This is a genomic window from Tessaracoccus coleopterorum (assembly GCF_011174705.1).
In the GTDB taxonomy this organism is placed as follows: domain Bacteria; phylum Actinomycetota; class Actinomycetes; order Propionibacteriales; family Propionibacteriaceae; genus Arachnia; species Arachnia coleopterorum.
This window is the reverse complement of record NZ_JAANIJ010000001.1, coordinates 2,951,180-2,968,974: the sequence shown is the minus strand read 5'-3', so window position 1 is coordinate 2,968,974 and position 17,795 is coordinate 2,951,180. Positions and strand designations below refer to the sequence as shown.

Here is a 17,795-nt window from a genome sequence, read left to right as displayed (position 1 = left end):
TGCCGTCGTAGATGTGGCGGCCGAGGTGCTCGACGAAGCCGCCGAAGATCCGGCGGTCGATGTCGCCGACCCTGAACCGGGGGTCGACGGTCATGCGGGCATCGGTCATCGGGAGGCCTTTCTCAGGAACGGAAACCGCTTTCCGTCCATCCTGCCCTATCGCCCGGCCCGATCCAGTGCGGGTCGCTCCCCTACCGTCGGGTTCCGTACCGCGGCGCCGCCAACTCAGGTGCCGCCGAGGCCGGATGCGTCGCGAGTTCGGCGAGCGCGAGCCCGATCGCCGCGTCGAGCTGCACGTCGTTGTCCTGCTCCCATTCGGCAGGGCCGACCTCGACGACGACGTCAGGATCGACGCCGTGGTTCTCCACCGCGAAGCCCTGCCGGTCGAACGCGATCCAGTACCGCGGCTGCGTCACCTCGGTGCCGTCGACCAGCGTGAACCGACCGTCGATACCGATGACTCCACCCCAGCTCCGCTCGCCGACCACGGGGCCGAGGCCCATGTTCTGGGCGGCGGCCGTCACGATGTCGCCGTCTGAGCCCGCGTACGGATTGGTGACGAACACGACGGGGCCGCGGCGGGCCTGCGAGGGGTAGGTGCCGAGCGAGCCCATGTGCCTCGCGCCGTTCCAGCCGACGGCCCGGCGGTTGAGCCGCTCCAGGATCAGCTCCGAGGTGTGGCCGCCCGCGTTGAAGCGGACGTCGACGATCACACCGTCGTGGCGCATGGCGCGGTCGACGAGCCGCTGGAACTCTGCCCAGCCGCTGGCGACCATGTCGGGCACGTGCAGGTAGCCGAGCCGGCCGCCGGTGCGCTCCTCCACGTAGGCGACGCGTGAGGCCACCCACTCGTGGTAGCGCAGGGCCGACTCCCCTGCCGTCGGAACGACCGCGACACGGCGCTTCTGCCTGCCCCTGGCGAGGGTGAGTTCGACGACCTTGTCGGCCGCCCCAGCAGAAGCTCACCCAGGTCGTCGGCGTCGGCCGTGGGCCTGCCGTCGACGGCGACGATGACGTCGCCTGCGGCCGCGGCGACGCCGGCGGCGCGGAGCGGCGAGCGCGCCGTCGGATCGGAGCTCTCACCGGGGAGGACGCGGCGGATCACCACCTCGCCCTTCGCGTTACGGGTGTACTCGGCGCCGAGCCACGCGACGCGCGGCGCATCGTCGGCGGCCACGGGCATCACGTAGGCGTGCGAGGTGTTGAGCTCCGCGACGCACTCCCACAGCACATCGACGAGATCGTCGTGGCTGGCCAACCGGTCCAGCAGGGGCGGTAGCGCGCGACGGCGGCCTCCCAGTCGGTGCCGTCGAAGTCGTCGCGCCAGAAATGGTCACGCATCAGGCGGGCGTTCTCCTCGAACATCTGCCGCCATTCGGCGCGGGGCTCCAGATCGCGTCGGAGCCGGCTGAGGTCGACGTGCACCTTCGCGTCATCGTCGTCGCCGGGCGGCTGGTCGGCCGACTGCACCCAGATGTCCTCACCGTTGCGCGCGACGAGCCGCTCACCGTCGCCGGAGACGGCCGCCGAGTCTGCGGCGTCCACCACGGTGACCGCCTTGCGGGTCTTGAACGAGAAGTGTTCGATGTGGTCCTTCACCTCGCCCTCGACGCCCGCGCGGAGCGCGCCGAGCTCGCCCTGGGCGCGGAGCGACTGCCAGACCAGGCCCTCCTTGGTCGCCTGCAGCGCAACGTAGCGCCCGGACGGCACCGGGAACGGCACCATGCGGTCCTCGAAGCCGTCGACGTCGAGGACGGGCGACGGCTCCTCGTCCTTGGACGCCGACCCGTCCTTACCCGTGTCGTCCTTGTCGTCCTTGTCGTCGTCCTTCTCCTCCGGCTCGCTGATGGGCCAGCCGTCGGCGGCCGGGCCGAAGGGGGCCGGCTCGATGGCGCTCAGCGGCACCAGCCAGGGGCGGACGGTGTTGGTGAAGCTCAGGTCGAAGCTGAGCTCGTCATAGGTCGGGTCGAACGTGCGGCTCGACAGGAAGCACAGGTACTTCCCATCCGGGTGAACACGGGCGAGAAGTCGTTGAACTGCCCCTCGTGAGGGTGAACGCCTTGTCGTCTGTCAGGTCGTAGCCGACGAGCCGTCCCAGGAGCCCCTCGTTGCCGACTGCGGCGCGCCACACGACGTAGCGCCCGTCGGGCGACCAGACGAGCCCGGTGGGCTCCCCACCTCCGAGCGGCCGATCTTCTTGACCGAGCCGCGTTGGAGGTCGACGAGGTGGACGGTGCCGTCGTGGCTGCCGACCGCCACCTTGCTCCCTGCGGGTTGGGCTCCAGCGTCAGGACCCGACCGAGCCGCCCACGGCGACGCGACGTGACGCCTTGTCGCCGTCGAGTTGGCGGCACTCGAGGCAGTCGTCGCCCTCGCTGTCGCTCACCCATACGGCGCGGCCGGTGCGGCCGAGGAACCGGGGTTCGCGCATGCGCACGCCCGGCCTGTCGGCGAGCGCCCGGGCCGGGCCTCCGCGGTGGGTGATGTAGTAGATGGCGCCCCGCCACTCGAGCAGCGAGCCGTCGGCCCCGTGGTCGGGTGCGACGGTGTCGAGGTGTTCGGTCGGCGACACCGGCACGTTGCGGGGAACGCCGATGGGCACCTGGATGTCGAGTCGCTCCGGTTCGGCCTTCAGGCTGGCGAGGTGGTAGAGGCTGCCGCGGGAGTGGTAGACGACGGCCGTGCCGTCGCTCGTCGCGTCACGGACGTAGCCGTCGTCGGCGGTGTGCGAGGTGTGTTGACGCAGGTCCCGGCCGGAGGCATTGACCGACCACACCTGGGACTGCACGTCCGGGGCGTCGCCGCGGTCGGAGGTGAACACGATCCGGTCGCCGACCCAGGTCGGGCCGACCATGCCCGCCTCCTCATCAGGGAGCACGCGGGTCCACCCGTTGCCGCCGGCGGAGACGTAGAGGCGCGAAGCCATGCCACCGCGGTAACGCTTCCAGCGCGCCGGGTCGCGGAAGTTGGCGGTGGAGACGGCGACCCGTCCCTTCCGGTCGACGGCGGCCGCCATCGCGATGCCGTACGGGAGACGCTTCAGTTCCCCGTCTAGGGACAGGGAGTACATGGAGGCGTCGATCCCGTGGATGGCCTCGTGGGTCGAACTGAACAGGATGTGGCCGTCGTCGAGCCACCCCGACACCAGCATCCGCCTGCCGCTGAGCCAGGTGAGCCGCCTGGTGGTCCCGTCCATCCCGACGACGTGGACATCGAGGCCACCTCCCGACGCGGATACGAACGCGACCCTCTGCCCGTCGGGCGAGAACCGTGGGCTGAGCGGTGCCAACTCACCGAAGGTGAGACGGGAGGCGCGGCCCCGTCGAGCGAGCCGAGCCAGAGGTCGTCGTCGGCGACGAAGACGACAGTGGAACCGTGCAGGTGGGGGTAACGCAGATACGCCATGGAGGCGAGCCTACCGCCAACGCCGAGCCACCAGATCCGCCGGGCGGGGAGCCGGCTCAGGCGGACAGGTCGCGGCGGCGGGCCAGCTTGGCGCGGGGAACGAGCACAGGCTCACCCGTGCCATCCACAGCCTCGCGCGAGATCAACACCTGCGCGACGTCGTCCTCGGAGGGCACCTCGAACATGACGTCGAGCAGCAGTTCCTCCATGATGGCGCGCAGCCCACGGGCGCCGGTGCCGCGTGCCAGCGCGAGGTCGGCGATCGCCTCGATGGCACCCTCGGTGAACTCGAGTTCAACGCCGTCGAGGTCGAACAGCTTCTGGAACTGGCGGGTGAGGGCGTTCTTCGGCTCCACGAGGATCCGCACCAGCGACTCGCGGTCGAGCGGGCTGACCGTCGTCATCATCGGGAGACGGCCGATGAACTCGGGGATGAGGCCGAACTTGTGCAGGTCCTCTGGGCGCACCTGGGCGAACGGGTCGAGGCTGGTTGCGACGGGGTCCGCGGCACCCTTGCTGAACCCGAGGGGGCGCTTCCCGACGCGCTGGTTGATGATCTCGTCGAGGCCGGAGAAGGCGCCACCGACGATGAACAGCACCTTGGTGGTGTCGATCTGCAGGAAGTCCTGGTGGGATGCTTGCGACCGCCCTGCGGCGGAACGCTGGCGACGGTGCCCTCGAGGATCTTCAGCAACGCCTGCTGCACGCCCTCGCCGGAAACGTCACGCGTGATCGACGGGTTCTCCGACTTGCGGGCCACCTTGTCGATCTCGTCGATGTAGATGATGCCCGTCTCGGCTTTCGCGATGTCGAAGTCGGCTGCCTGGATGAGCTTCAGCAGGATGTTCTCGACGTCTTCCCCGACGTAGCCGGCCTCCGTCAACGCGGTGGCATCGGCCATCGCGAAGGGGACGTTCAGCATCCGGGCCAGCGTCTGGGCGAGATAGGTCTTGCCGCAGCCGGTGGGGCCGATCAGGAGGATGTTCGACTTGCCGATCTCGACGTCCTCGCCCTCGGCGCGGCGCCCGTGGATGCCCTGGTCGGCGGAGATCCGCTTGTAGTGGTTGTAGACCGCCACCGACAGCGCCTTCTTCGCGCCGTCCTGGCCGATCACGTAGGTGTCGAGGAAGTCGCGGATCTCACGCGGCTTGGGGAGTTCGGTGGCGGGCCCGGCCTCGGACCGGATCGGGAACTCCTCCTCGATGATCTCGTTGCACAGCCCGATGCACTCGTCGCAGATGTAGACGCCTGGCCCGGCGATGAGCTTCTTGACCTGCTTTTGTGACTTGCCGCAGAAGTTGCATTTGAACAGGTCGCTGGACTCACCGATGTGTGCCATTTCCGTCCACCCCTCGCAGTTGCCTGAAGATCTCGTCTGTTTCGCCCCACCCTACCCGTCGCGGGTGTCGGTCCGAGGCGACACACCCGGACCGTCGATATGCGGTTGGGCGTGTCCTTCCGGCCACGGAAATGGCGTCGCCCCGGTGCGGGGCGACGCCTCTCCGGGCCGGGCTCAGAGTTCCTTGAGCGACGGCAGGATGTCGTCGACGATGCCGTACTCGACGGCCTCCTGCGCGGTGAGGAACTTGTCTCGCTCGATGTCCTTGCTGACCTTGGCCACGTCCTGACCGGTGTCGCTCGCGAGCATCTCCTCCATCAGGGAGCGGATGCGCAGGATCTCCCGTGCCTGGATCTCGAGGTCGGACGACTGGCCGTAGCCCCCTCGGTGGCGGGCTGGTGGATCAGGATCCGCGAGTTGGGCAGGGCGAGGCGCTTGCCCTTGGTGCCCGCGGCGAGAATCACCGCGGCGGCCGAGGCGGCCTGCCCGAGGCAGACGGTCTGGATGTCGGGCTTGATGTAGCGCATCGTGTCGTAGATCGCGGTGAGCGCCGTGAAGGAGCCGCCGGGCGAGTTGATGTACATCGAGATCTGACGCTCGGGGTCCATCGACTGCAGGCAGAGCAGCTGGGCCATCACGGCGTTGGCAACCTCGTCGTTGATCGGGGTGCCCAGGAAGATGATCCGGTCCTCGAACAGCTTGGTGTAGGGGTCCACGCGCCGTACACCGTAGCTGGTGCGCTCCTCCCACTGGGGATGTAGTAGTTCATGTCGGCGCCCGCGGGAGCGATGCCCTGGGGCGTGAAGTTGGTCGTCATCACTGGTTCGGAGCCTCCGACTTGATCTGGGACGCACGCTCGAAGACGTGGTCGATGAATCCGTACTCGAGCGCCTGCTCGGCGGTGAACCACCGGTCGCGGTCGGAGTCGGCCTCGATCTGATCGAGCGTCTGGCCGGTGTGCTTGGCGATCAGCCCTGCCATCGTCTTCTTGATGTGCAGCGACTGCTCGGCCTGGATCCGGATGTCGGAGGCCGTGCCGCCGAGGCCACCGGAGGGCTGGTGCATCATGATGCGGCTGTGCGGGAGTGCGAAGCGCTTGCCCGGGGTGCCCGCCGACAGCAGGAACTGCCCATGGAGGCCGCGAGGCCCATGGCGACGGTGGCGACATCGTTGCTGATCCACTGCATGGTGTCGAAGATGGCCATGCCGGAGTCGACGGAGCCGCCGGGCGAGTTGATGTAGAGGTAGATGTCCTTCTCGGGGTCCTCTGCGTTGAGCAGGAGCATCTGCGCGCAAATCGCGTTGGCGTTGTCGTCCTTCACCTCGGAGCCGAGGAAGATGATGCGGTTCGCCAACAGGGACGCGTAGACGTTGTCGGTCATGCCGAGACCGGAGCCGCCGGGCCCGGCCATGCGGATTGCGTCAATCGGGTTCTGAGTCACGCCCCTAACCTACCGGCAATTGGCAAACGCCCAAGGGCGGCGCCTCGAAGTTCGCCCGAGGCGTGAAACCATCAGCCGTCCGCTGTCTTCGCGTCGTTGCTGATGAAGGCATTCAGCCACCTGGTGCGGGGATCGGGATCGATCAGGAGCGCCTTGACCGTCAGCGTCGCGGGCAGCGCGATGAGCGCGCCGAGGGCCCCGAACACCCACGCCCACACAAGCAGCGAGATGAACGAGACCGTCGGCGTGATCCCGACCGCGTCGCCGGTGAACTTCGGCTGGATGAGCGACTGCAGGACGAAGTTGACGAGGCTGAAGGCCACCACGACCGTCAGCGCCGCGCCGGGGCCCTTCTCAACCAGCGCGAGCAGCGCGGGCGGCACCAGGCCGATCACGAAGCCGATGTTGGGGATGTAGTTGGTGATGAAGGTGAGCATGACCCACACGAGGGCAGGGAGACACCGACGGCGAGGATGATTCCGCCGTTGACGAGCGCAACGATCAGGCCGAAGATCGTAGTCACGACCCAGTAGCGGCGGATGCCGCTGGTGACAGCGGAGATCGAGTCGGTCAGCCCCGGGTGGATGCGGCGGGTGATACCGAGCCGCTGGTTGATGGACGGGATGTCCATCGTCATGAACACGGTCCCCACGACCAGCACCGCGATGATGCCGGTGGCGGCCCGGTGCCGGACAGGATCGATCCGGCCACGTCGATGACGTTCGACGGTGAGATCGACTTGAGGGCGTTGACGATGGCTTCCTGGTCGAGGCCCAGGGTGGCGAGCCACTCGATCGCCGAGTAGTACATGGCGGTGAACTGGGTGCTGTACCCGCTGAGCACGGTGACAACCTGCGTGACCGACCAGACGATGGCGAGGATGCCCAGGAGGAGGATGACGAACACCGTGAGCATCGTGATCACCGCCGCGACAAACTTCGGCACCCGCACCTTCCTGAGCAGCGGGTAGATCGGGTACGCGGCGATCAGGAGGTTCAGCGCGAGAAACATCGGGGCGATGGTGCTCGCCAGGTCCCGCAGCAGCCCGAGCGACAGTGCCACCGCCGCCACGATGATCGCGATCATGCCGAGGCGCGGCAGGCCGCCCGCCCGGGCGGCGTGGGGGCCGACCTCCGGCGGAGGTGGCTCGTTCCGCTGCCTGGTGCCGTTGCCTTCAGCCCCGGTGCGCCCGGGTCGGCCCGGCCCACCCCGGTGCCACGGAGACGTCGGGGGCTGCGCCCTCGGTGTCGATCCGTCGGGTGGGCTCCGCCTGACCGTCTTCGCTCATGTTTCCTCCTCAGCGCGCCGAGTCTATCGGCAGGGGAAACGGAAGGGGCCGCCGTCGATTCCCCGGTGGAAATCGCGGCGGCCCCGTTCAGGCTCTGTCCGGTGTTACCGGATCAGTTCTCCTCGGCCTCGGCGGCGTCGTCGGCCTCTGCCGCGTCGTCATCAGCGGTCGGCAGCGACATGTCGAGGGTGTTGCCCTCGGCGTCGGTGACGGTGGCCGCGGCGCAGATCTGGGCCAGGGCCTTGCCGCGGCGGATCTCCTGCATCCACTCGGGCATGTGGTTGTGCTCCATCATGTGGTTGATCTCGTCCTGGGGCGAGGAACCGTTCTGCTGGGCGCGGCGGAAGATCATCTCGGTCAGCTCCTGCTGCGAGACGTCGATCTTGCTCTCGTCGGCGAAGACGTCGAGGATCACCTGGGCGCGCAACGCCTGCTCGGAGCGCTCGTCGATCGAGGCCCAGAACTCGTCTGCGGTCTCGGCGTCCTCGTCGTCGGCCTGCTCAAGGTAGGCCTCGACGGTCAGGCCGCCCTGCGCGAGCTGGCGCTGGATCTCGGCGCGGCGCGCCTCCTTGTCGCCGGCGAGCACTGCCTCGGGCAGCTCGAAGTCGGTCTGCTCGACGACGGCCTCGAGGACCTTGTCGCGGGCGTTGGCATACTGCTCGGCCTTGACCTGGGCCTCGGCGGCCTGCTGGAGGTCGGCCTTCATCTCCTCGACGGTGTCGAACTCGGAGATCATCTGGGCGAACTCGTCATCCAGCTCGGGCAGTTCCTGCTCCGAGACGGTCTTGACCGTGACCGCGATGTCGGCGTCCTGGCCACGGAACTGGCCGCCGACCAGCGTCGAGGTGAACGACTTGGACTCGCCGGCCTTGAGGCCGGTGACGGCCGCGTCGAGCCCCTCGAGCATGTTCTTCTCCTGGCCCACCTTGTAGGTGATGCCTTCGGCGGTCGCGTCGGCGAGCTCCTGCCCGTCCTGGGTGGCGACCAGGTCGATGGTGAGGACGTCACCCTCCTGGGCGGCGCGGTCGACCTCGTTGGTGGTGGCGAAGCGCTCACGGAGCATCTCGAGACGCTCGGCGGTGAAGTCGTCGGCCGACTCAGGCGCATCGACGGTCACGGCAACCTTGTCGAAGTCGGGCAGCTTGACCTCGGGACGCACGTCGACCTCGGCGGTGAACTCGACGAGTTCCTTGTCCTCGAGCTTGGTCACGTCGATCTCAGGCTGGGCCATCGGCCACACCTTGGCCTCGTCGATCGCCTCGTTGTAGGCGGTGGGATGGCCTCGTTGATGGCCTCCTGCAGCACAACGCCGCGGCCGAACCGCTGGTCGATGACGGTCGAGGGCACCTTGCCCTTACGGAAACCGGGGATGTTGACCTGTTCGGCAATCCCCTTGTAGGCCTTATCGAGGTAGGGCTGAAGGTCGGCGAACGGGATCTCGACGGTGAGCTTGACCCGCGTCGGGCTCAGCTTCTCAACGGTGCTAGGCACGAATGGACTCCTGAAAGTGAATGAGGTTCGCGGATAAGTGTATCGGGCGGGGCCCCAGCCACCAATTGGGGCACGGCGCCCGGCTCCTCCCCGGATCGGCACCCCGAGGGTGATTAGCATGTGTGCGTGCGAGAACCCATCACCAGCAACGTCACGGACACGGCACTGATCTTCGAGGGCGGTGGCATGCGCGGTTCCTTCTCGTCCGGCGTGCTCGTGACGCTGCTCGAGGCCGGCATCCACGCCGACTGGGTGGGTGGCATCTCCGCGGGCACGACCTGCGTGGCCAACTACGTCTCCCGCGATCCACTGCGCGCCGAGCGGTCGTTCATCGATCTCGCCGCCGAGCCGGAGTTCGGCGACTGGCGCACGTGGCTGCAGGGCAAGGGCGTCTTCAACTCGGAGTGGATCTACGAGCAGACCTCGGAGCCGCACCAGGTGCTGCCGTTCGACTACGCGACCTTCAGCGCGAATCCAGCCGAGGTGAGGGTGGGCGCATTCCGGTGCGATGACGGGGAGATGGTCTACTGGTCGCGCGACGACATCGATACCCCGCTCGACCTGATGCGCCGGGTCCGCGCCTCCTCGACGATGCCCGCACTGATGCCGCTGACCACAATCGACGACGTCGTCTACTGCGACGGCGCGCTCGGCCCGACCGGCGGCTTCGCGCACGACGCGGCGAAGGCCGACGGCTACGACCGGTTCCTCGTGGTGATGACCAGGGAGCGCGGCTACCGCAAGCAGCCGCCGAAGCTTCCCAAGGCGTACCGCCACGTCTTCCGGAGATACCCGGAGATCGCCCGTGCGCTCGTCGACAGGCCGGCCAACTACAACCGGAGCCTCGAGGAACTCCTGCAGGCGGAGCGGGAGGGCCGGGCATTCCTGATCTTCCCCGACGAGATGCCGATCGCGAACTCCGAGCGCAATCTGACGAGGCTCCGGGCCACCTTCGAGGCGGGCAGGCGCCAGTCGCAGCGGCAGCTTCCGCGGCTCCTGGATTTCCTCGGGCTCGACTGAAACCGCCGAAATGTGCTGGCCGGGGATCGCTGATACACTGATCCGCGGTTCTGCGGATGTAGCTCAATGGTAGAGCCCTAGTCTTCCAAACTAGCTACGCGGGTTCGATTCCCGTCATCCGCTCGAGGTGCCGGCGGCCTTGTCAGACACAGTTCAGACAGGGCCGCCGTCGCTCACGGGGCGTAGCGTAGTGGCTAGCGCGCCTGCTTTGGGAGCAGGAGACCGCAGGTTCGAGTCCTGTCGCCCCGACCACTCGAACGACGCTCACCAACCAGCGCTGAGCCCTCGCAGGGCCGCACACCGGAAACCACATCCCCGCTGGCAGCTTCCTTCATGGCTTACGCCCCGCCCGGATGGCCCGACCCGACACCGCCCCCACTCACACTCGGGCAGGCGGGGACGGGGCGCTCACCACGGCGACCTCCACCTACCCCAACGGGCGTGCGCGCGACTCGCCGCGCGCCTCTGAGCCACGTTCCTGCGGGCGCCCCCACCAGTCGCCCCGGAGAGAGAATGCCTGAACTTGAGATCGGGGAATCATGTGGAACAACATCCTTGTCGTCTCCGCGCTTGGAACGGTGCTGGCACTGCTGTTCACGATCGCCTACGGCTGGCCGCGCACGAACGGATCGGGCGGATCGGTCAAGCGGACGCTGTCGCCGACCTTTGCCCGGGTGTACGGGCTGATCACACTCGCGATCCTCGCGGTGACGACGGTGCTCCTGACATCGAACAAGGAGGTGCTGACCGGCGTCTTCACCCTGTTCGGAACCATCGCCGGCTACCTTGCCGGTTCCAAGGCAGAGCAGGTGGGCGGCACGCCCCCGACGGCACCCGATGCCCCGACCACCCAGGCAACGGTGGAACTCAACTGAGCGGACGCCCTCCGGGCCGACCTCGCCGCCACAGTCCGGCTCAACCGCCGGTGCGAGCCGTCGAGGTGGTCGGCGAGGGCCGCCGCGAGACCCTCACGATCGCCGGCCCTCGCACGGTCGATCAACTGGAGATGGTCCCGGTAGGACGGGTGCAGGTCGGCATCCTGGGCATTCGTGATGCCCAGCAGCGTCGCGAAGGTCGGCTGGTACTGCCGCCAGAGTCCGAGCAACCGCGAGTTACCCGAGTTCACGAAGAACTCCGTGTGGAACTCGAGGTCCACCTCGGCGAACCCGTCGTAGTCGCCCACCTCGGCGCACCGCCCCATCGCGTCCAGATGCGCCTCCGCACGGCCCCAGTCGACAGTTGCGCTCGCGATGGCCAACTCCCCCGCCAACCGCTCGGCGGCGCCGCGGATCGCATACAGCTCATCCACGTCGTGCTGCGTGAACGCCTTCGCGAAGTACCCCGCTTACGGCTCTCCAGCAGCCCCTCCGCAAGGAGCGCGCGGAGCGCGTCGCGCACCGGGCCGCGACTCACCCCGTACTCGGCCGCGAGGGCGTCCTCGACGAGGTGTGCGCCGGGTTCCAGCTGGCCACGCACGATCTTCGAACGCAGCAGCGCCGCAAGCTGCTCACCGAGCGCGACGGCCTTCAGGGCAGGCACCGACATGGACGCCCCTTTCTTTCGGGAAACTCTTGCACACTCTCGCCCCACCGCTACCGTTTCGTTAACCGTTAACGGTCAACGACACGACGAAGTGGGACGCATGAACCAACCGGAGATCCTCACGGCGCTCATCACGCCATTCACACCAGACGGGGCCATCGACCACAAGGGCTTCCGTGACAACCTTCAGCAACTCGAGCCGCTCGTCGACGGCGTCTTCGTCGCGGGCACCACCGGTGAGTTCCTCACGCTCAGCCAGGCGGAGCACGCGGAACTTGTGTCGGCCTGCCTGGAGACGTTCGGGCCGGCCCGCACCGTCGTCCATCTCGGCTCCCCCAGCACGGCGGCCTCGGTCGCGCTGGCCACCGGGTCGCGGCGCCTCGGGGCGCAGCGGTTCGCCGCACTGACCCCGTACTACCTTCCCGCGAGCACCCAGGGCGTGATCCGCCACTGGGCCGCCATCAAGGAGGCATGCGAGGGTGAGCTCTACGGCTACATCTACCCCGACGTCGCCGTCACAGACGTGCTGCCGGAGCAGTTGGGCGAGGTCCTCGCCTCGGGGATCTCCGGGGTGAAGGTATCGGCGAGCGCATCCACACGGGTGGCCGGGTACCTCGCCAACGCCCCGGCCGGGTTCAAGCTGTGGTCGGGCAACGACGCCGACGTTCCGGCGGTCATGGCGGCGGGCGGCACGGGGTCGGTCTCCGGAGTGAGCGGAGCATGCCCCACCCCATGGGCCGTCCTGCGCGACGCCATGGGACGCGGCGACGACGATGCCGCCGCACGGGCCCAGGACGTGATCCGCAGGGTAGTTCCCGTACTCGGCCCGAGCATCGCAAACCTGAAGCACGCCCTGGACATCCAGGGCAGGGCCGGCGGTGCATGCCGCATGGTCATCGATCAACCAGAAGCAGATGTCCGCACCCGGATCGACGAAGTAGTCGAACTCGCAGCACAGCTAGGAGCCACCTCATGAAACGACGCACCCTCATCTTCGGCACCGCCGCCGCCGCCATCGCCGTAGGCACCTCGGCCTGCACAAGCCGCGGAACAGAACCCACCAGCGCCCCGCCGACCTCACCCGCCTCGTCGGGCGCCCCGGCGCCCGTAACCGACTTCCCGACAAAGGACATCACCCTCATCGTGCAGGCCGCGGCAGGCGGCGGATCAGACCTCTCCTCCCGCGCCCTCGCCGGCGCGATGGAGCCGATCATCGGGAAGTCGATCATCGTCGAGAACCGTCCGGGTGCCTCCGGCTCGACGGCAATGCTGTACGTGAAGGACCAGCCTGCCGACGGCTACACCATCGGGTTCGGTCCCGTCGAGATCGCGATGCTCGGCAGCATGAACTACGACATCGCACCATCCGACTTCGACATGCTCGGCCAGATCATGCTCGGCCCCGGAGTCCTGTCGGTGCCCGCCTCCAGCCCCTACAACACGCTCACTGAGTTCGTCGAGGCCGCCAAGACCAAGGAGATGACCGTCTCCAACTCCGGTGCCGGCTCGATCTGGGAACTGGCAGGCATCAGCATCGCCAAGGAGTCGGGCGCACAGATCAAGTCGGTGCCCTTCGACGGCGGAGCCCCGCCGTGGCGGCGGTCCTCGGCAACCAGGTGGACGCGGCCGCCTCCGGTGTCAACGAGGTGAAGCAGAACCTGGCCGACGGCAAGCTCAAGGTGCTTGCCATCTTCCACTCCGAGCGCCACCCGGAGCTTCCTGACGTCCCCACCGCCAAGGAGCAGGGCCTCGATCTCGAGATCGGTGGCTGGGGCGGTATCTACGCACCGAAGGGCCTGCCTGCGGACGTGAAGGCGAAGCTCGAGGAGTCCATCAAGGCTGCCACCGAGCAGCAGTCGTACCGTGACGTCATCACCTCCAGCGGCAACCTGGTCGTCTACCGCAGCTCGCAGGAGTTCACGGAGTTCGCCGAGTCCGAGGCGAAGCGGTTCGCGGACCTCATCGGCCAGTGATGGACGACGCTGCAGGGTCGGCGGCCGACGCGCCGCCGACCCCGCGGACGAAGCGACCACCGCGGCCGTCTCCCCACCCTGGAGAGGGTGACGGCGGCGGTGGTCATCGTCTTCGGCGTCTTTCTGCTCGTGACGGCCCGCAGCATCCCATTGCGCAACGAGACGGGCGGCATCGATCCCGTTGGTGGCCGACCGTCATCTCCGGCGGCATCATCCTCAGCGGTGTGTGGATGCTCGTCAATGCGGTGCTCAAGGTCTCCATCGACCGGACCGTCGACCCGTCCCGCCGTTCAGGCTGGATCCAGGTCGGCGTCACGGTGGCCGCCCTCATAGCGGTCTTGGCCCTGTGGCAGGTCGGCGTCAACTTCCTGGTGCTCGGCCCCGCATTCCTCATCGTCACCAACTGGGCCTACGGCCTACGCCGCTGGACGACGCTCCTGCTGTTCCCTGCCATCGTCGCGGCGACCCTCTACCTGGTGTTCCAACTCCTCCTGAAGGTTCCCCTGTGAACGCGCTCGTCGACGGCCTGTCCGCGCTCTTCGAGCCGACGGCCCTCCTCTGCCTCGTCATCGGGCTCGGCCTCGGCCTGCTGGTCGGGGTGTTCCCCGGCATCACGATCTCGATGGCTGTGGCGCTGGCCACCAGCTTCACCCTGACGCTTGAGCCGGCCCAGGGCCTCGCCATGCTGCTCGCGATCTACGTTTCCGCCCAGTACGGCGACCGGATCCCCTCCATCCTCGTCAACACCCCCGGCACTCCCGCAGCGGTGGCGACCACCCTCGACGGCTACCCGATGGCACGCAAGGGTCAGGCGGGCCTCGCGCTGTCTGTCTCGGCCATCGCCACCACCGTCGGCATCCTGATGTCGATGCTCGTACTGGTGTTCCTTGCCCGACCGATCGCCGACTTCGCGTTGCGGTTCGGCCCGTTCGAGATGTTCGCGCTCGTCGTGTTCGGCCTCACCGTCATCATCTCGATCGCGTCGCAGTCGCTGGCCAAGGGCATCTTCGCCGGTCTGCTCGGCATCGCGCTCGGCATGGTGGGTCTCGACCCATCACCGGCGACGCCCGGTTCGACTTCGGCACCAACGAACTCAAGGGTGGCCTGAACTTCATCGCGCTGATCATCGGCCTGTTCGGCATCACCGAGGTGCTCGACCAGATACTCACCCACCACGCCAGCAAGGTGCGCCCCATCTCGTCGCTCGGGCGTTGGTGGCCCAATCGGGCGGAGATGAAGCGGGTCGCCAAGCCGATGGTGCAGTCGGGCGTGCTCGGCGCCCTGATCGGCGTCATCCCCGCGGCGGGCGGCGACATCGCCGGCCTCGTCGGGTGGAACCGTGCCAAGGCGATCTCGAAGCATCCGGAGGAGTTCGGCAAGGGCTCCATCGAGGGTGTCGTCGGCGCGGATACAGCGTCCTCCTCGACGCTGGGCGGCGCGCTGACGACCACCCTCTCCCTCGGTATCCCGGGCGACTCCGTGATGGCGATCATGATCGGCTCGATGATCATCTGGGGCATCCAGCCCGGGCCGTCACTGTTCGAGCGGCGACCCGACATCGTGGTCACCATCGTGGCCATCATGCTGCTGGCGACCCTCGTGTCGACGATCGTGAGCCTCGTCCGCACGCGTGGGATGACGAAGCTGTTGGATCTGAAGCCACAGCTGATCTGGGCATCATCGTGGTGTTCTGCATCGTCGGCACCTACGCCACCACGAACAACGTGCTGACCGTCGTGCAGATGCTGGTCTTCGGCGTGATCGGCCTCGTCCTGCGGCGGGTCGGCATCCCTGCCGGGCCGATCGTGCTCGGCTTCCTCCTCGGCCCCTCGCGGAGGCCAACCTGCGCCGGGCCCTGCTGATCGGCCAGCCCTACGAACTGCTCACCCGCCCCATCTCGCTGGTGCTGCTCATCCTCGCAGCCGGCTCGCTGCTGTGGCCGGTCATCTCCAAGGCGATCGCCGCGCGGAAGGAGGCGGCGTGACCCACCTACTGACGCCGCCCGTCGACGGCGTCCAGGTGCACGCGAGCACCCTTCTGGCATTGGCGGACGGTGGATGCCTCTTCGCGTGGTTCGCCGGGCCACACGAGGGGCACCCCGAGACCGGCATCACGGTGATGCGTGCCGCCGGTCGCCCCACACCGCTGGCCCCGGACGACCGGGTGCCGCACTGGAACCCGGTGCTCGCGGACGGGCCGGACGGGTCCGTCTGGCTGTTCTACAAGCGTGGCCACCGGATCGATAGCTGGGAGACCTGGGTCACCCGCTCGCACGACGGCGGCCGCACCTGGGAGTCGCCGGCTCCCCTCATCGCCGGCGACACGACCGGCGGGCGCGGCCCCACCCGGCAGGCACCTCTCCCGTTGGGCGGCCTCTGGCTGGCGCCGGGGTCGGTGGAGAGCTGGGACCCGGCCAGGTGGGACTGCTTCATCGACGCGACTCACGACGGAGGCGGCTCGTGGGTGCGTCACCCCATCCCCCTCGAGCATCGGGGCCTCCGAGGTGCAGGCTGCATCCAACCCACGCTCGTGCCGGGGCGCCGCACCAGGCTCGTCGCCCTCGCCCGGTCGACGGAGGGCAGCGTCTACCGGTCGGCGACCGACGACCCCGCCGACTGGCCGGCGCTGCAGCCCACCGGGCTGCCCAACAACAACTCCGGCATCGCGGCGGTCGTGCTCCCGGACGGACGCATCTGGTGTGCGCACAACGACGCCTCAGGCGACTGGGGTGCGAGATCACGCCTGATCGTCTCGTCGTCAGAAGATGACGGGCTCACATGGCGACCGGTGACAGTGCTGGAGGAGGGCGCGCCCGGCGAGGCGGACGGCAGCCCCGCCGCCGCGTCGGCCACCGGCGTGGTCACCGACGGCGCGGGCGAGTACTCCTACCCCGCGATGATCGTGGTGGGCCCGGAGGTGTGGGTCACCTACTCCTGGCAGCGCAGATCGATCGCCCTGGTTCGGCTTCCCCACAGAGGATCGTGAAATCCTGGGTGTCTGCCCATCATTGGATGGACAGCCAGGCGACGTCGAGGGCGTTGGTGCGCGCCGACAACCGGCTCAGCAGCCGCCCCTCGGCAACCTGGGCGCAGGCCGCGGCCTGCAGCCCCCGCTCCGACTCCCCAGCCCGCGGCGAACAGCTTCGCCACCGCGACGTCACGGCCGCGCTCCGCCCGGTCGTCGGTGGTCACACGTCCGTAGTTGAGCGCCGCGACCGCCTCGATACCCATCCGGTCGAAGTCACCGATCGGCCAGCCGCCCGAGGTGGGGTCGACCGGGGCCAACTGGTGCATCGCCAGCAGCAGCACATCGTCGGCCCTTCCCCGGGCCAGGACGCGCGTCGCCGCCCCGCGCGCCTGTGCCTCCAGAGGCAGACCGAGCTGGGTGGCGAGCTGGCAGGCGGCAGCCGACCAGGCGGTCGCCGTGGGCTCGAGCTCACCGAGCACGGCGTCGATCCGGTCGATCAGCCGATCGTCGAACGTCGTCTCCAGCAGGTGCCTGAGCGCCACATAGCACCAGACGTCGTCCTGCGGAGCCTCGCGGGCCACCCGCGCGCGCAGCTCCGCGACGCCACGGTAGGCGCCCACCTCGAGGGTGGTCCGGCCCCTGCGCCCCACAATCCGATGTCAGAGAGCCCCTCGGGTGGGTAGATCTCGAACTCGTCATCGACCTCGACCACCCTGCATCCCGGATCGGCGGTCACGGTACCGTCGGGGGCGATCACCTCGACGGGGTAGCCCCGCTCCACGTACCGCACCCAGGGCAGCCACGACGGTTCGGCCGGCACGTCGAGGAGCCCTCCGGGATAGGCCTCGTAGGTCCAGGCGGCGCTCATCGCATGCCGGGCGCGCAGGGTGACCTCCTCCTCGAGGAGATACCCGGCCCCGGCTCGCCGTACGGCTGGGACAGACCCCTGCGCTGCGTCAGCATCCCGGGCCCATCGGGACCGGGCAGCACGATCTCGCCGGAAGCGCCCGCGAACCAGGCGACCACCGGGCGGGCCCCCCGACCCGGAGGACCGGCCCCGGGACCGCGAGCAGATCGTCGGTGTCGGACTCGACGGTGACCTCGAGACGCAGCCGCTGCCCCGACCGGAACCGCACGCGGGCGCTGACCCCCGCCTCATGCTCGAGGTCGATCCCGACGGCTTCCTCGGACACGCGGGGCGTGAGCCAGCCGGGGAACGTGACGCTCAGTGAGAGCAGCCGGCCCGTTCCTGTGATCTCGATACCGTCGGGAAGCTCGCGCCATTCGAAGCGCTCCTCGATGGGGCCGGTGAGCTCGAGGCCGTTCAC

Annotated in this window: 12 protein-coding genes, 2 tRNA genes and 8 pseudogenes; 9 read left to right on the top strand and 13 right to left on the bottom strand. The window is 68.5% G+C overall.

Annotation, left to right across the window (positions count from 1 at the left end):
* Positions 1-191: 191 nt before the first annotated feature.
* The 8 genes and pseudogenes from G7085_RS35605 to tig form a co-directional block, all read right to left on the bottom strand.
* Positions 192-3,405 (bottom strand): annotated as a pseudogene (locus G7085_RS35605) (S41 family peptidase).
* A gap of 56 nt (positions 3,406-3,461) precedes the next feature.
* Positions 3,462-4,744, bottom strand: a pseudogene (gene clpX, locus G7085_RS19115) (ATP-dependent Clp protease ATP-binding subunit ClpX).
* Between the two features lie 174 nt (positions 4,745-4,918).
* Positions 4,919-5,561 (bottom strand): annotated as a pseudogene (locus G7085_RS19110) (ATP-dependent Clp protease proteolytic subunit).
* Positions 5,561-6,156 (bottom strand): annotated as a pseudogene (locus G7085_RS19105) (ATP-dependent Clp protease proteolytic subunit). The pseudogenes G7085_RS19110 and G7085_RS19105 overlap by 1 nt, the downstream one beginning before the upstream one ends.
* Positions 6,157-6,257: 101 nt before the next feature.
* Positions 6,258-6,623 carry an AI-2E family transporter gene (locus tag G7085_RS19100; RefSeq protein ID WP_197512109.1) on the bottom strand — a complete coding sequence of 122 codons (366 nt, stop codon included), beginning with the start codon at positions 6,621-6,623 and terminating at the stop codon, positions 6,258-6,260.
* Positions 6,578-6,847 carry a hypothetical protein gene (locus tag G7085_RS19095; protein ID WP_197512108.1) on the bottom strand — a complete coding sequence of 90 codons (270 nt, stop codon included), beginning with the start codon at positions 6,845-6,847 and terminating at the stop codon, positions 6,578-6,580. The genes G7085_RS19100 and G7085_RS19095 overlap by 46 nt, the downstream gene beginning before the upstream one ends.
* A complete protein-coding gene (locus G7085_RS19090) occupies positions 6,820-7,272 on the bottom strand; it encodes an AI-2E family transporter (protein WP_197512107.1) in 453 nt (150 codons plus the stop codon). Before G7085_RS19090 ends, G7085_RS19095 begins: the two co-directional genes overlap by 28 nt.
* Positions 7,273-7,586: 314 nt before the next feature.
* Positions 7,587-8,965 (bottom strand): annotated as a pseudogene (tig, locus tag G7085_RS19085) (trigger factor).
* A 126-nt stretch (positions 8,966-9,091) separates the two neighbouring features.
* On the opposite strand from tig, the gene G7085_RS19080 reads away from it, so the two are divergent.
* From G7085_RS19080 to G7085_RS19065, 4 genes are all read left to right on the top strand, one after another.
* Entirely contained in the window at positions 9,092-9,985 is an 894-nt protein-coding gene (locus tag G7085_RS19080) for a patatin-like phospholipase family protein (RefSeq protein ID WP_331715797.1), read from the top strand.
* 52 nt (positions 9,986-10,037) lie between these two features.
* A tRNA-Gly gene (locus tag G7085_RS19075) sits at positions 10,038-10,108 on the top strand.
* A 53-nt stretch (positions 10,109-10,161) separates the two neighbouring features.
* Positions 10,162-10,237 (top strand) — tRNA-Pro (locus G7085_RS19070).
* A gap of 326 nt (positions 10,238-10,563) precedes the next feature.
* Positions 10,564-10,860: a hypothetical protein gene (locus G7085_RS19065; RefSeq protein WP_197512106.1), complete on the top strand. Its 297-nt coding sequence runs from the start codon at positions 10,564-10,566 to the stop codon at positions 10,858-10,860.
* On the opposite strand, the gene G7085_RS35600 is transcribed toward G7085_RS19065, so the two are convergent.
* Positions 10,767-11,294 carry a GntR family transcriptional regulator gene (locus G7085_RS35600; RefSeq protein WP_408647140.1) on the bottom strand — a complete coding sequence of 176 codons (528 nt, stop codon included), beginning with the start codon at positions 11,292-11,294 and terminating at the stop codon, positions 10,767-10,769. The two genes, G7085_RS19065 and G7085_RS35600, sit on opposite strands and share 94 nt — an antisense overlap.
* A gap of 41 nt (positions 11,295-11,335) precedes the next feature.
* Positions 11,336-11,530, bottom strand: a pseudogene (locus G7085_RS35595) (GntR family transcriptional regulator); the annotation flags it as partial.
* A 97-nt stretch (positions 11,531-11,627) separates the two neighbouring features.
* On the opposite strand from G7085_RS35595, the gene G7085_RS19055 reads away from it, so the two are divergent.
* The 5 genes and pseudogenes from G7085_RS19055 to G7085_RS19020 all read left to right on the top strand — a co-directional run bounded on the left by G7085_RS19055 (position 11,628) and on the right by G7085_RS19020 (position 16,485).
* Positions 11,628-12,503 carry a dihydrodipicolinate synthase family protein gene (locus G7085_RS19055; RefSeq protein ID WP_197512104.1) on the top strand — a complete coding sequence of 292 codons (876 nt, stop codon included), beginning with the start codon at positions 11,628-11,630 and terminating at the stop codon, positions 12,501-12,503.
* Positions 12,410-13,500: pseudogene (locus G7085_RS35590) on the top strand (Bug family tripartite tricarboxylate transporter substrate binding protein). The gene G7085_RS19055 and the pseudogene G7085_RS35590 overlap by 94 nt, the downstream one beginning before the upstream one ends.
* Positions 13,500-14,009: a tripartite tricarboxylate transporter TctB family protein gene (locus G7085_RS19040; protein ID WP_197512101.1), complete on the top strand. Its 510-nt coding sequence runs from the start codon at positions 13,500-13,502 to the stop codon at positions 14,007-14,009. Before G7085_RS35590 ends, G7085_RS19040 begins: the two are co-directional and overlap by 1 nt.
* Positions 14,006-15,362 (top strand): annotated as a pseudogene (locus tag G7085_RS35585) (tripartite tricarboxylate transporter permease). Before G7085_RS19040 ends, G7085_RS35585 begins: the two are co-directional and overlap by 4 nt.
* A 118-nt stretch (positions 15,363-15,480) precedes the next feature.
* Positions 15,481-16,485, top strand: a complete 1,005-nt coding sequence (locus G7085_RS19020) for an exo-alpha-sialidase (RefSeq protein ID WP_197512098.1) — start codon at positions 15,481-15,483, stop codon at positions 16,483-16,485.
* On the opposite strand, the gene G7085_RS19015 is transcribed toward G7085_RS19020, so the two are convergent.
* From G7085_RS19015 to G7085_RS27795, 3 genes are all read right to left on the bottom strand, one after another.
* A complete protein-coding gene (locus G7085_RS19015) occupies positions 16,428-17,087 on the bottom strand; it encodes a hypothetical protein (protein ID WP_197512097.1) in 660 nt (219 codons plus the stop codon). The genes G7085_RS19020 and G7085_RS19015 overlap by 58 nt on opposite strands.
* Before the next feature lie 244 nt (positions 17,088-17,331).
* A complete protein-coding gene (locus tag G7085_RS19010) occupies positions 17,332-17,493 on the bottom strand; it encodes a hypothetical protein (protein WP_197512096.1) in 162 nt (53 codons plus the stop codon).
* Complete coding sequence (locus tag G7085_RS27795) at positions 17,424-17,795, bottom strand: hypothetical protein (RefSeq protein WP_231980832.1); 372 nt, start codon at positions 17,793-17,795, stop codon at positions 17,424-17,426. The genes G7085_RS19010 and G7085_RS27795 overlap by 70 nt, the downstream gene beginning before the upstream one ends.

Excerpts from the sequence above, each read along its gene's own strand:
- G7085_RS19100 (WP_197512109.1), bottom strand. The coding sequence starts at position 6,623 with ATGCTCACCTTCATCACCAACTACATCCCCAACATCGGCTTCGTGATC.
- G7085_RS19055 (WP_197512104.1), top strand. The coding sequence starts at position 11,628 with ATGAACCAACCGGAGATCCTCACGGCGCTCATCACGCCATTCACACCA.
- G7085_RS19040 (WP_197512101.1), top strand. The coding sequence starts at position 13,500 with ATGGACGACGCTGCAGGGTCGGCGGCCGACGCGCCGCCGACCCCGCGG.
- G7085_RS19090 (WP_197512107.1), bottom strand. The coding sequence starts at position 7,272 with ATGATCGCGATCATCGTGGCGGCGGTGGCACTGTCGCTCGGGCTGCTG.